This window comes from Bartonella sp. TS82HLJMH, assembly GCF_042193495.1.
GTDB classification, from domain to species: domain Bacteria; phylum Pseudomonadota; class Alphaproteobacteria; order Rhizobiales; family Rhizobiaceae; genus Bartonella; species Bartonella grahamii.
The window spans coordinates 97902-111696 of record NZ_JBHILU010000004.1; the positions used below are offsets into that span (position 1 = coordinate 97902).

8 protein-coding genes and 2 pseudogenes are annotated in these 13795 nt (G+C 41.4%); 7 read left to right on the forward strand and 3 right to left on the reverse strand.

Annotated features, from left to right (window positions below):
- Positions 1-1211 precede the first annotated feature (1211 nt).
- The 4 genes from infA (at position 1212) to ACFIKO_RS03230 (ending at position 4181) form a co-directional block, all read left to right on the forward strand.
- On the forward strand, positions 1212-1430 hold the full coding sequence (gene infA, locus ACFIKO_RS03215) for a translation initiation factor IF-1 (protein WP_004857577.1): 219 nt from the start codon (positions 1212-1214) through the stop codon (positions 1428-1430).
- A 218-nt stretch (positions 1431-1648) separates the two neighbouring features.
- Entirely contained in the window at positions 1649-2362 is a 714-nt protein-coding gene (locus tag ACFIKO_RS03220) for a Maf family nucleotide pyrophosphatase (RefSeq protein WP_375620454.1), read from the forward strand.
- A 21-nt stretch (positions 2363-2383) separates the two neighbouring features.
- The gene (gene yacG, locus ACFIKO_RS03225; RefSeq protein WP_375673257.1) at positions 2384-2668 is read left to right on the forward strand and encodes a DNA gyrase inhibitor YacG; all 285 of its coding nucleotides are present in this window, start codon (positions 2384-2386) and stop codon (positions 2666-2668) included.
- A 304-nt stretch (positions 2669-2972) separates the two neighbouring features.
- Positions 2973-4181 carry an MFS transporter gene (locus ACFIKO_RS03230; RefSeq protein ID WP_375673259.1) on the forward strand — a complete coding sequence of 403 codons (1209 nt, stop codon included), beginning with the start codon at positions 2973-2975 and terminating at the stop codon, positions 4179-4181.
- A gap of 424 nt (positions 4182-4605) precedes the next feature.
- Here ACFIKO_RS03230 and ACFIKO_RS03235 read toward each other — a convergent pair.
- Positions 4606-4979: pseudogene (locus ACFIKO_RS03235) on the reverse strand (helix-turn-helix domain-containing protein).
- Between the two features lie 885 nt (positions 4980-5864).
- Here ACFIKO_RS03235 and ACFIKO_RS03240 point away from each other — a divergent pair.
- The 3 genes from ACFIKO_RS03240 to ACFIKO_RS03250 all read left to right on the forward strand — a co-directional run bounded on the left by ACFIKO_RS03240 (position 5865) and on the right by ACFIKO_RS03250 (position 11238).
- Entirely contained in the window at positions 5865-6074 is a 210-nt protein-coding gene (locus ACFIKO_RS03240; protein WP_375620452.1) for a hypothetical protein, read from the forward strand.
- A 611-nt stretch (positions 6075-6685) separates the two neighbouring features.
- Complete coding sequence (gene clpB, locus ACFIKO_RS03245; RefSeq protein ID WP_375620451.1) at positions 6686-9265, forward strand: ATP-dependent chaperone ClpB; 2580 nt, start codon at positions 6686-6688, stop codon at positions 9263-9265.
- 863 nt (positions 9266-10128) lie between these two features.
- A complete protein-coding gene (locus tag ACFIKO_RS03250) occupies positions 10129-11238 on the forward strand; it encodes a hypothetical protein (protein ID WP_375673261.1) in 1110 nt (369 codons plus the stop codon).
- A gap of 239 nt (positions 11239-11477) precedes the next feature.
- Here the strand turns inward: ACFIKO_RS03250 and ACFIKO_RS03255 are convergent.
- Positions 11478-11851: pseudogene (locus ACFIKO_RS03255) on the reverse strand (helix-turn-helix domain-containing protein).
- A gap of 512 nt (positions 11852-12363) precedes the next feature.
- Complete coding sequence (locus tag ACFIKO_RS03260) at positions 12364-12735, reverse strand: helix-turn-helix domain-containing protein (RefSeq protein ID WP_375673262.1); 372 nt, start codon at positions 12733-12735, stop codon at positions 12364-12366.
- Positions 12736-13795 lie beyond the last annotated feature (1060 nt).

The window sequence follows — 13795 nt, forward strand, 5'->3', positions numbered from 1 at the left end:
AGTATTGTTTTCATAGCAGCGCGCGGGGCGGTGTGGAGGTTTCATTTGGCTTCTTTCTGTAAATATGTAAAAGCGTGAAAACGTATATTCGTGAAAAAGGAGTGGAGGATTTGTGCAGTGTGTATGCTTTTGGCATGGTATGGAATGTGGTGAGATAAATGGGGGAAAGAGTTTCTGTGAATGGAGTGGTAAGCTGGAATGAAGAGGTGGGAAATTGACGGGAGAAGGGAAGATGGTTTGGGGATGAAGAGTCTGTGAAGGGAGGGGAAGTTGGATGAAGAGGTGGGTGCGTTGACGAGAGAGGAGAGAGGGTTTGGGGAATGAGAATGAACAGATTAGAGGGGTGTGGTGTGGATAAAAGGCGGGGGTGCGAAGGGATGCATGAAGGATGGTGTGAGGAGATAGCGCTTGGCTTATGGTACTTGATGAAGTGGTGTCATTTGAGGGGGGATCTGAAGTGCGTGGGGGTGTTGGGTAAGAAGCTGGGTTGTAGAGTATTGTTTTCATAGCAGCGCGGGGCGGTGTGGAGGTTTCATTTGGCTTCTTTCTGTAAATATGTAAAAGCGTGAAAATGGAAATATGCAAAAAAGGAAAAGGCTTTATGTTGTTAGGGGGCGTTGTGGTTAATGAGACGGAATGTATAGGGAGTGTTTTCAAGCTGGGAGAGCAACATAAATAGAGGATAGCTTAAATGAAGTGTGTGAGAGGAAAAATGAGTCAGTCTGTACGGAAAATGCATAGAGTGTGAAGTGTGGGGCGGTGAAGCATGTCGTGAATGGGTGTGTGGAGGAGGTTTTTGAAAAAAGGAGGGGACTTTTGGATGGGAAGGGGTGTTTATCCAAATGGCGCGTGTTTAGGGGTGTGGAAGGTGAGGTAAAGTTGGAGGGATGAGGATTGTTTGTAAGTCGTGGAGGATAGTCAGAGGCGTTGGGAAAACGCTTGAGGGGGAGAAAATTTAGCGTAATTTCTTGTTACTCTGAAATCAAGATCATCATAAAAATTGGAGGAAATGGGTGGGTAAAATTAGTGGAGAGAAAGTTTTGAGCCTCAATATGTGTGGTGATGTTTTTTGAGCGCATGAGAGAGTAAACTTGAAAAACCTTTCTCTTTTTGTTGAATTTTTATTCACAAACTTAAGAAAATAGGATATGAACGCTGGAAATAACGCACAGCTTAACAAAATATGTGCACTGTAAAGGAAATGATTGTTTATGTCAAAAGAAGAAGTTTTAGAATTTTCTGGTATCGTTACTGAACTCTTACCGAACGCAATGTTTCGTGTGAAACTGGAAAATGATCATGAAATTATTGCGCATACTGCTGGTAGAATGCGAAAAAATCGTATCCGCGTGTTGGCAGGTGATAAAATCATGGTGGAAATGACACCTTATGATTTGACAAAAGGGCGCATTACATATCGCTATAAGTAGCCTAAGGGGTGGCTTGCGCTTTTTTGTAAAAGCCATCATATTATTTCTATTATTTTTTAACAGTTTTTAAGCTTGCTCTTCATGAGTGAAAAAAGGGGAGTGTTTGAATGCCCTTGAAAAACTGTAAAATCAATGCGGTAAAAAGATAAGGAGATTAATGGCGTTTAAAAGGGGCGCTTAAAAGGGGTGAGAGGGAAGTCGATTGTGAAGGGGTGGAAATGAAAAATATAAGAGAGTGGGGGAAAAAACGTTTGGCAGATACTCTTACAGAAGAAATTCATTTGGTGCTTGCTTCCGCTTCGCCAAGACGTTTAGCGCTCTTAGCACAAATAGGGATTGATCCTCAGCAGGTTTGTGCAAGCGATATTGATGAAACGCCAAAATTAAAAGAACATCCTGCAAACCTTGCCAAACGTTTGGCAAAAGAGAAAGCGCTGAAAGCTCAAGAAATTTTGCGCTGGTACAATCAGAATGGTCAAGAAGAGTTGCAGAATGGTCAAGAAGAATTACCTCAACAGAAAATGATTATCTTGGCTGCTGATACGGTGGTGGCTGTGGGGCGCACCATTCTCCCCAAACCAGAGGGTGAAGACGAGGCTTATGAATGTTTGCGATACCTTTCTGGGCGTTCACACAAGGTCTATGGCGCCGTTTGTGCGCTCAATGAACGTGGAAAAATAACCGTAAAATTGGTTGAAAGTCGTGTCCGTTTTAGACGCTTAACTTCTGCTATGATGAAGGCTTACCTTGCTTCTGGTGAATGGCAAGGGAAAGCTGGGGGCTACGCTATTCAGGGAAAAGCCGGTGCTTTCGTCGTCCATATGGCTGGTTCTTACTCCAATGTGGTTGGTTTACCGTTGGCTGAAACAGTCGATCTCTTGACCGCTTATCACTATCCACTTTTCACTCACTGGGCTGAAGAAACGCATTAGAAAAACTTTAAGGCAAGATCAATGCAAGGTGAAAAGCAACAAAAAGAGAAAAGCAAAAATGAAAAAAAAGGAACAGAAGAAAAATTAATGAAGGAGCAGATGACAAAGGTGCGCCAAGAAAAAAAAGAGCTAAATTTGCAAAAAGAGATTCGTCCTCCGCATCCTTGTCCTATTTGTGGTCAAATGTCACAACAAAACGCCTATCCTTTTTGTTCCACACGGTGCCGAGCCATTGATCTTAATCGTTGGCTTTCAGGCGCTTATATTTTACCGCCCCCGCCGCAGAAAAGTGATGAAGAAGAATAAGAGTCCTTTTGAGGAGAGAACGCTCATAGCGTTTTTTGTGTTGGAGCTGAAGGGGAGGCGCGCGGGTTTATCGTAAATGGATTCAAGAGCTGGATTAACGGCTTGGTTATTGTCGTCATTCGTAGAGACGCAGATTAAGTTCAATCAACGATGGAAGTTTTAATACATATCTAAGACTTAGCACCAGTGGTTTTGTAATTATCAATTTCTTTGTTGCAGGAAGGTCGATAATGCCTTTAAGGTGTGAGGGAAGAATTGATATCCAATCAGTATTGCTAACAAAAAAGAAGGGGCGCGTGTTTTGGTGCAAATAGATGGGGCAACAAAAAATCGCTTGCTGGTGCTTTTGCTGGGTAATGGCATGGTGTCATTTGGGGGCTGGATTGATTATATCGTGATTTTGACCGTATCTGTGTTCTATTGGAAAGCTGATCAATATGATGTCGCTTTTATTGGAGCGGCAACATTATTACCTGGTATCGTTCTGTCTAAGCCAATTGGAATGTTGGTCGGTAGCCGTTATATGATACATTGGTTGCGTGCATCGTTGTTGTTACGGGCGTTATGTACTGTCGTTTTATTGATGGCTACTAGTCTGCAAGGATTTATTATACTGGCAGTTATTCGAGCGACATTCAATAGTCTAGCTATTCCAGCAATTTCCGTTCTCAGTGCAAATTCTGTGCCTGAAAACGGACGGACTCGTTACTATTCTGTGCTTAACATGATCAATAGCATGGCGAAGATGATAGGACCTGCTTTGGGGAGTATGCTCTCTGCGTTTTTGTCAGATATATATACTTTATTGTTGTCTGGATTTCTGACATTGCTAGGCTTTATAGTGTTTTGTTGTATTGGTGCAAAACCTGTCTCGTCGCTCATGGTAAAAACAGCGAAAACCATGAAATCACAGCATAGGCTTTATGGGACAACTTGGTATGCCTATGTGGCGGTGATGTTTGTGTATTTTGCCATGATCTTTATGGTGAATAATCAGTTGCCTGTCATCCTTAATGCACTGAAAATGAATAAACAGGCTCTTGGGATGTTGGTATCTGCTTCAGGGATTGGTAATTTTCTATATGGGTTTTGGAGAGTGAAACAATCAAAACATAAACCCCTTACAGGAAAAATATCAGAGTTGTTAATGCCTGCAATGTCAGCAATGGTTTGTTTTGTACTGATCTCAGTGTGCTTTTTTTACTTGGATTTACTCCGTATTGAGACTTTGTTTTTCTGTTTTTTCCTCATCGGGATGGTTAGTGCCTACTTTTCCATATCTTCTAACGTTTATCTGGTAACCAATTTCAATGAACAGATTGGGTTGGCTTCTGGATGGGTGCAGTCTATACAAAATTTAGCTATGTTGGTGGCTCCTTTTGTTGGAGCGTTTGTTTTAGGTCACACTACGGCTGGGCAGTTGTTCCTTTTTTCTGGATTGAGTGGATTATTCTGTTTATTGGGTATCGGGATATTGGTGAACCGTTCTTTGTTCATTATTCATTCTGAATGATTGGCTCATCAATGAAATAAGTGTTTTAAATCATTTTTCTGAGATTTAGAGCGCGCGGGAAACCCAGCATCGGGCAGCTTTTACAATGTTATAAGCTCAATCTTTTGATTTTTACTTAACCGCTCATATGTTTGTTCTGTCTTGTCTTTGCCTTCTCGATACTGTTTCACTGTTTCGTAAACGCAATCGGGGCATGGTTTTGAGTAACGATTGCACTGTATTGAACCCTGTTATGCCATGAATAGTCAAACTTTAAACCCCAGCTGCTGATCCTTAATCAGCTTGACTTTAAGCAATAATGGAAACAGAAAATGAGCTATAGTATAAATTATCCTATATGCCGTAAAATATCACTCTTGGAGGTATGGTGATATCAGGTATGGGAAACTTTAGGCAGGGGGTATGTTAATTGTTGTGCTTTTGCTTAATCAGAAATCAACCACAAGATTGCTTTTTGTTTTTTTGGCTGGAGCTCTCTAAAATTTTTCAAAAGGGTGTGTTCTTTTTCGCTATAGGTTTCTTGATTGTGGTGTAAGAGAGTTTCTTTTGTAGGAATATCTTCTTTTGTGGCAAGGTCTGCATAAAAAAAGCTTATGGGAATTTCTAGTTTTTGGGCGATTTCCAGTAAACATTTGGCACTTACACGATTTAAGCCTTTTTCATATTTTTGGATTTGTTGAAAACTGACACCTAAATGGCTTCCTAATGCTTTTTGGGAAAGTCCTATTGAAATGCGTCTGTGACGGATTCTTTTGCTTAATCAGAAATGTCGATAAAATGTGGATTTTTAGTTGGCACTTCAAGCCCCCCTCCGGTTGCGAGCGCCCTCGCATTGGTATTCCGGGAGGTTGAAAATACTGAACCTAAATCAGCTTTTTGCTTTTAGTGTTGAGAACACTTGGACATAGCAAAAACTCCCGGAATCCCGGGAAACCCACAGAGTGGGATAAATTTATGTTTAGGTTTCGGGTCTTCAACTCCCTATTTGACCGTTGCGTGGACGATCAAAATCACACTTTAAGTGATAAGGCAATTTCAGGAGATTGGCAAGAAAAATCAAAATAATTTCAAAGGCTATAAGATTGGGTACTTTTTAAAAAAGTGTGAAATATGGATTATAAATCGCGTTTTTTGCTTAATCAGAAATGTCGATAAAATGTGGATTTTTGGTTTGCACTTCAAGCCCCCCCTCCGGTTGCGAGCGCCCTCGCATTGGTATTCCGGGAGTCAAAATACTGAGCTCTAGTCAGTTTTTTTGCTTTTAGTGTTGAGAACACCTGGACATAGCAAAATCTCCCGGAAACTCAAGATATTCGCAAAGCGGGTTCGTTTTTACGCTAGAGCTTAGGGCTCGTCTTCCCTCTTGATCGCTGCGTAGACGACTAAAACACTTTTAAATTTGTAAAGTAATTTCAGTATATTGGCAAGAAAAATCAAAAATATTTTTTATTCTGTTATGCCATAAAACATCGCTCTTTTAGGGGGGGGAAGAGCTAGAATATTCATGATAGGGCTTGATTTGTTGAGTCTGAGGAAGTGCTGTCGTTTGAGGAGGGGTGTCTGAAGACTGTAAGGGGTACTAGGCAAAAATCTTTGTTCGTTTACAGACCAGTGTTTATAGAGCAGCGTGGGGTGGTGAACCTTTCCTTTAGCTTTGTTCTGTAATGATGTAAAAGCGTAAAAATGTATATCCGTAAAAGTGAAGTGGAGGATTTGTGGATTTATGCATTGTGCGTGTTTTGGGGTCACGTTGGGCTTTTGTCTGGCGTGGAATGTGGTGAGATAAATGGGGGGGGAGGCATTTGTGAATGGAGGGGGAAGTTGGGAGGAAGAGGGGTGTTAAGCGCGTTGACTGGAGAAGAGTGTGTGGGGAATATTTTAGGCTGGACTTAACTGCCTTGTCTGATGAAGTGCGTCTTTTGGGGGGGAATAGTCTGAAGACTGTAAGGGGGGGTACTAGGCAAAAAGTTGGGTTCGTTTACAGACTATTGTTTACAGAGCAGCGTGGGGTGGTGAACCTTTCCTTTAGCTTTGTTCTGTAATGATGTAAAAGCGTAAAAATGTGAATCTGTAAAAGTGAAGCGGAAGATTTGTGTTTTGTGTATTGTGCGTGTTTTTGGTCATGTTGGGCTTTTGTCTGGCGTGGAATGTGGTCAGAGAACTAGGGGGGGGTGAAGAGACTGTGAATGGAGGGGGAAAGCTGGGATGAAGAGGGGGGTGAAACCCGTTGGTGGGAGAAGAGTATGTGGAGGGAATGGTGGGGTTGTGATGGTGGAGGGTATAGGGGAGGTGCAGTTTTTATTTAAATAATGACAGTGCACCTTTCTCTCCCTCTTGCTATAGGGCTTGTGAGGACCCATATTCTTTTTAGCACTACGGTTCTTCTTCATGTGGCATCATTTGCGGTGTTTGGTGAGGGGTGGTCGGTCCTTTGAAGATGTCTCTTTTGTGGGATGTTGGGGGAATTTAAAGTGCGGCGGTGGCTTGAGATTTAAGGAAAAAAAATGAACTTGGAAAAATATAGCGAACGGTTGCAAGGTTTTTTACAATCAGCACAAAATAGCGCTCTTGCTTCTGATCATCAGCAATTTATGCCGGAGCATCTGTTAAAAGTACTGTTAGACGATTCTCAAGGGTTGGCAGCATCATTGATCCAAAAAGCGGGTGGTGATCTTACTCTTATTCGAAAGGCGCTTAACAAAGCACTTGATGCTTTGCCAAAAGTGCAAGGGGGGAATGGACAGCTCTATTTGTCTCAGCCGTTGGCAAAAGTTTTTAACATGGCTGAAGATCTGGCAAAAAAAGCCGGTGATCAATTTGTGACTGTGGAGCGTGTGTTGCAAGCACTGATCATGGAAAAGACCGCAAAAACCGCTGATGTTCTCACAAGTGGTGGTTTGACAGTGCAAGCGCTTAATCAGGCTATTAATGATTTGCGGAAGGGAAAAACAGCGACAAGCCCCCATGCCGAAAGCCAATATGATGCTCTGCAAAAATATGCTCGTGATTTGACAAAAGATGCGCGTGAAGGAAAACTTGATCCTGTTATTGGGCGGGAAGAGGAAATTCGCCGCACTATTCAGGTGCTTTCACGGCGTACCAAAAATAATCCTGTGCTGATCGGTGAACCAGGGGTGGGGAAAACAGCTATTGTGGAAGGGTTGGCATTGCGCATTGTTAATGGCGATGTGCCTGAAACTTTGCGTGATAAACAGCTTCATGCGCTCGATATGGGAGCACTTATCGCTGGCGCAAAATATCGTGGGGAATTCGAAGAGCGCCTCAAAGCAGTGCTGGCAGAGGTACAAGCTGAAAATGGTCAGATCATTTTGTTTATTGATGAATTGCATAATCTCGTGGGGGCAGGAAAATCCGATGGGCCTATGGATGCTTCCAACTTGCTAAAACCTGCTCTCGCACGCGGAGAACTCCACTGTGTGGGGGCTACGACTTTGGATGAATATCGAAAATATGTTGAAAAAGATGCTGCTCTTGCACGCCGCTTCCAGCCGGTCTTTGTGCCTGAACCCTCTTTAGAGGATACTATCTCTATTTTGCGCGGTATTAAAGAAAAATATGAACAACATCATAAAGTGCGCTTGGCAGATAGTGCACTGATCGCGGCGGCGCGTTTGTCTAACCGCTATATTACGGATCGTTTCTTGCCTGATAAAGCCATTGATCTTATCGATGAAGCGGCGGCACGGTTGCGGATGCAAGTCGATTCAAAGCCGGAAGAACTTGATGCCATTGATCGGCGTATTTTACAATTGAAGATCGAACGTGAAGCTTTGAAAACTGATGTGGAGCCAACAGCAAAAGAACGTTTGCAAAGCGTGCAGGATGAACTGAAAACATTGGAACAACAGTCTAGCGAAATGACAACGGCTTGGCAGGCTGAGAAACAAAAATTAGGGCATGCTGCTGATTTGAAAAAACAACTCGAAGAAGCACGTAATGCTTTGGCTATTGCACAGCGTGATGGACAATTCCAAAAAGCTGGAGAGCTCGCTTATAGCGTTATCCCTGAACTCGAAAAACAATTGAGCATCGCTGAAAATGATGACCAACAAAATCATCTTGTTGAAGAAACGGTTACTGCTGAACATGTGGCACGGATTGTTTCACGCTGGACCGGTATTCCTGTTGATCGAATGCTGGAGGCAGAACGCGAGGCGCTGTTGCGGATGGAAGATGAAATTAGCAAACGTGTGATTGGTCAGGGTGAGGCTATTCAAGCTGTTTCTCGCGCTGTACGCCGTGCGCGCGCAGGGTTGCAAGATCCCAATCGCCCCCTTGGCTCTTTCATGTTTTTGGGTCCTACTGGTGTGGGAAAAACCGAATTAACCAAAGCTCTTGCTGCTTTTCTTTTCCAAGACTCCAATGCCATGTTGCGCATCGATATGTCGGAATATATGGAAAAACATGCTGGGGCGCGGCTTATTGGGGCGCCGCCTGGATATGTTGGATATGAAGAGGGAGGCGTGCTGACCGAAGCCGTACGAAGAAGACCTTATCAGGTCATTCTGTTCGACGAAATTGAAAAAGCACATCCGGATATTTTTAATCTCTTGTTGCAAGTGCTCGATGAGGGACGTTTGACCGATAGTCAAGGACGTACCGTCGATTTTCGCAATACCTTGCTGATTATGACTTCTAATCTTGGCGCTGAATTTTTAACCGCTTTGCCTGAAGGACAAACAACCGATCAGGCAAAAAATGATGTCATGAATGTCGTCAAAGCGGCTTTTCGTCCTGAATTTTTAAACCGTATTGATGAGATTATTCTCTTTCAAAGATTGCAACGCCACGATATGGAAGCGATCGTTGATATTCAGATAGAACATTTGCAAAATTTGCTCAATGAACGCAAAATAACTTTGCAAATCGAGCCAGAGGTGAGAAAATTTCTTGCCGATAAAGGCTATGATCCCCTCTATGGTGCACGTCCACTTAAACGGATTATCCAAAAAGAAATTCAAGACCCGATGGCGGAAAATATCTTGTTTGGAAAAATTCACGATGAGACAACGGTGAAAATTACAAAACAAGGGGATCGGTTGGAATTTTTGCCTGAAGATTAAGTTTGGAGAAATTTACGCTATAAAGGGGCGGTGATAATCCTATTATGTGATAAAACACCGCTCTTTGAGGCGTGCTGATTTAGAAAAATTCACGATGAGACAGCGGTATTTTATTGCAAAGCAAAGGGAGTGGTTGGTGTTTTTGCATGTTAAATGAGCGTTCTCGAATATCGTAGGATTCTTTTACTTCTGATTGTCGTGAAAACTATTTTCTTGCAATGTTATAAGTGAAGTCACAAGCGGGATTGCTTTATTGCTTTGTGCGTAAAAGCGTTAAAGAGAAGTGCCGTTTATCCGCCGTAAAACATTGCTCTTTGAAGGGGGGTGTGGGGGATTTTAGACGAAGATATTTTGACGATGGGTTGGAGTTTTGCTGTTTAAGCAAAAGGTGGAGGATGCGTAAAATGCACGGCTCTCTCATTTTTTCGGTGACGTGCGTTTTTCTGCTTTAAAATTTTGCTAAAAGTTTTTTAAAACTGTTTGATTGATCACAACTCTATATCGGTGGCTAATAGATGATGGAACATAATTATCTTCACGATCAAGTTTGCTACTTTGCGGTTTTTTAATCAAGAAAAAGACTTGAAAAAACAAGCTCCCTAACCTGTTTTTGGTTAAAATTTTCGCTATTCGTTGTTATAAAAGCAAGTTTAAGTGAAGGTGTATATTAAAGATATCATCTATATCTTACTTTTAGTTTGTTATTTATCAATAAACTATAATATGGTAAATATTAAGTAAAACAAAAAGATAATGAACTTTTTTCAAGAAGTTTAATAAAAACTGTATTGGATTAATAAAAACTGTATTGGAATTTATTGATAAAGAGGATCATTTGAAATTTAAGCGGGGGGTATAATCTCATGAAATTAGCCACAAACAAGGAATTAATTAACAGCTGGTTTGCAGAGGGAGTGAAGAGTTACAATTGGCGTATTCCTGAAGGCTTAAAGGATTTCTATGAGGATAGGAAAGATTCGTTAATAAGTGATGCTGAGCTTCAACAGAAAATTTTGGACTCTTTAATACAGCGTATGTCGTTAACACCGGATGATTCCAATCCATTAAAGATGTTTCTTGAACAAGGCTTTTCTTTTAGGGAGGAGCAAGGGGAGAGAGTTTTTGATACTATTAGAGGTGAGCATTCGATATCTGTTAAAAGTGGAGAAAGCGTTGATCAATTTAAAGTGAATGATCCAGAAATTGAAGCATCATCTATACCGGACAAACGAGAAAATACCCATACATTTACGATGACGTGTGATCGAAGAGAGCGTGCTTTTAGAGAAGAGTGTGGGCTGGACAATCTTTTAGAAGAGATCAGATCGTTTGTCCGAGAGCAGGATAATGTTGAGAGTTACAATTGGTTAGAAAAGCTTATTGATCGTGCATTAAACAGTGAAGTTGCACCGTTACAAGAAACACAAGAAATCTACATTCCAGACATTCGTGATCTTCGTTTAGATGAAAAATCATATGAGCTCGCTATAAAAATCATTCGACAAGCAGTCAACTGTCTTGGGGTTCCCTCACGTTTGTACAATGCTTGTTATTTTCAAAAAGCTTGTTCTTTGCGTGATCTTGTATTCATTTTTGGCAGCAATGCTCTAGTTCTTGACGAAGTCATGAATATGTCGACAGTTTATGGCGCTAAAAATAACCTTTTAAAAGTGAAAGATTTTGGTGAGAAAAATAGCGATGTTATTGGTCTTGCCATGTCAAAAAAAGCGATATCTATCGATGACTTAGAAAGAAGATTGGATAGCGAGTTTGATCCAAGCAATTTGCGCACGAATATCTTGTTTCATATTTCGCAATCGTCATTATTTCGTCCGTTTGAAACAATGATTGTCTTTAAAGCAGGGACTGATGATCAGATTGAAAAAACAATAAAAAGGTACGAAGGCGCCAATGACATAAAGTTAAAAGAAGAAGCAGAGAAAGAAGCTTTAAAAAGAGTAAAAGTGCTATAAAAAAGATTAATAGAGGCATTCAAAAGTCATTGGAAAATTATAAGTGACAACAAAAATGCAGCTGATTATCCTATCTGCCGTAAAACACTGCTCTTTGAGGGGGTGTGGGGTGCTAGAATATTTGAGGGCAGGGCTTGAGTTATTGAGCCTGATGAAGTGCTGTTGTTTGAGGGGAAGCTGGTTTGAATTCGACTTAAGGGGGGATATGAATGGAATAATGTTGATCGTTGCGCTGTTGCTTAATCAGAAATCAACCACAAGATTGCTTTTTGTTTTTTTGCTTTGAGCTCTCTAAAGTTTTTTAAAAGTGCGTGTTCTTTTTCGTTATAGGTGCATTGATCTTGGTGTAAGAGAGTTTCTTTTGTTGAAAGATCTTCTTTTGTCGCAATGTCTGCATAAAAAAAGCTCATGGGAACCTCTAGTTTTTGGGCGATTTCGAGCAAACATTTTGCGCTTACACGATTGAAGCCTTTTTCATATTTTTGGATTTGTTGGAAACTGACGCCTAAATGGCTCCCTAATTCTTTTTGGGAAAGCCCTATTGCAATGCGTCTATGACGGATTCTTTTGCTTAATCAGACATGTCGATAAAATGTGGATTTTTAGTTGGCACTTCAAGCCCCCCTCCGGTTGCGAGCGCCCTCGCATTGGTATTCCGGGAGTTAAAAACACTGACTTGACTCAGCTTTTTGCTTTTAGTGCTAGAGCGCACCTGGACATAGCAAAATCTCCCGGAATTCCGGGATACCCGCAAAGCGGGATAAATTTATGTGTCAAGTCTTCGGGTTTTTAATCCCTATTGATCGTTGCGTATACGACCAAAATTACACTTTAAGTAATAAAGTAGTTTCAGAAAATTGGCAAGAGAAATGAAAACATTTGGAAAATGAAAATATTTTTTTTATCTCAAGAATTCCCCTGTTATGCTGTGAAAAAATGTTTTTTGAGGTTGATATCAGGCATATCAATTTCCACATTTAGGTATTTTTGTGCGCGTGTGTGTTGAATATTTGAGGGCAGGGCTTGAGTTATTGAGCCTGATGAAGTGCTGTTGTTTGAGGGGTCGTGATCTGAATCTTATATGTTAGGGGGATTAACGAATAATGTTGATCGTTGCGCTGTTGCTTAATCAGAAATCAACCACAAGATTGCTTTTTGTTTTTTAGATTTGAGCTCTCTAAAGTTTTTCAAAAGTGCGTGTTCTTTTTCGTTATAGGTGCATTGATCGAGGTGTAAGAGAGTTTCTTTTGTTGAAAGATCTTCTTTTGTGGCAAGGTCTGCATAAAAAAAGTTCACGGGGACATCTAGTTTTTGGGCGATTTCCAGTAAACATTTGGCACTTACACGATTGAAGCCTTTTTCATATTTTTGGATTTGTTGGAAACTGACGCCTAAATGGCTCCCTAATTCCTTTTGGGAAAGCCCCATTGAAATGCGTCTATGACGGATTCTTTTGCCTATCAAAATGTCGATAAAATGTGGATTTTTAGTTGGCACTTCAAGCCCCCCTCCGGTTGCGAGCGCCCTCGCATTGGTATTCCGGGAGCCTGAAAGCACTGACCTCGAATCAGCATTTTGCTTTTAGTGCTGAGAAGCACCTGGACATAGCAAAATCTCCCGGAATCCCGGGACACCCACAAAAGTGGGTTCATTCTTATGTATCGAGGTTTCGGGCTTTCAGTTCCCTATTGATCGTCGCGTATACGACCAAACTCACCCTTTAAGTAATAAAGTAGTTTCAGAAAATTGGCAAGAAAAATCAAGAATTTTTCTATTCTATTATGCTGTAGAACACTGCTCTTTTAGGGGGGAGTGAAGAGCTGGAATATTTGAGGGCAGGGCTTGATTTATTGAGCCTGATGAAGTGCTGTCGTTTGAGGAGAGGTGTCTGAAGACTGTGGGGAGGGGATTGGCTGGGCAAAAAGTTGGGTTCGTTTACAGACTATTGTTTACAGAGCAGCACGGGGTGGTGGTTTGGAAGTTTCGTTTGGCTTCGTTCTATGAAGATGTAAAAGCGTAAAAATGTGAATCTGTAAAAGTGAAGCGAAAAACTTATGGATTGATGTATTGTGCGTGTTTTTGATCATGGCGTGGAGTGGTGACAGGATGGGGGGGAAGTGCCTTCGTGAATGGAGCGGGGAAGTTTAGAGGAAGAGTGCTGTTAAGTTGTTAAGTGTGTGACGGGAGAGAAAAAGGGGGAATGGAGGATGAAGAGAGTGCGTATGGATAGGAGGAGAGTGTGGATAAGAGGGGGTGGTGCGAAGGGGTGAAGGATGGCGGTTTAAGGAGAGTGGGCTTGATTTATTGAGCCTGAGAAGTGCTGTCTTTTGAGGGGCGGTTGGGTGTAAGCTTTGTTCTGTGGGGAAAGCTGCTTTTTGAAGTGGGATTGTAGACCAGTGCTGGTTGGGAATTTTCATTTTTTGAGACGTGGGCTGGAAGTCAGTGTACTAATATAGCAGATTTTGATCTCATAATTTTTACATTCTTTCTTTTTTAAAGCAAATAAGAAAGAAAAATTACTATATTACTTGATATTGGTCTAAATGCTTATATCAAG

Coding starts and splice junctions, on each gene's coding strand:
- ACFIKO_RS03220 (WP_375620454.1), top strand. CDS start 1,649: ATGAAAAATATAAGAGAGTGGGGGAAAAAACGTTTGGCAGATACTCTT.
- infA (WP_004857577.1), top strand. CDS start 1,212: ATGTCAAAAGAAGAAGTTTTAGAATTTTCTGGTATCGTTACTGAACTC.
- clpB (WP_375620451.1), top strand. CDS start 6,686: ATGAACTTGGAAAAATATAGCGAACGGTTGCAAGGTTTTTTACAATCA.
- ACFIKO_RS03240 (WP_375620452.1), top strand. CDS start 5,865: ATGTATATCCGTAAAAGTGAAGTGGAGGATTTGTGGATTTATGCATTG.
- yacG (WP_375673257.1), top strand. CDS start 2,384: ATGCAAGGTGAAAAGCAACAAAAAGAGAAAAGCAAAAATGAAAAAAAA.
- ACFIKO_RS03250 (WP_375673261.1), top strand. CDS start 10,129: ATGAAATTAGCCACAAACAAGGAATTAATTAACAGCTGGTTTGCAGAG.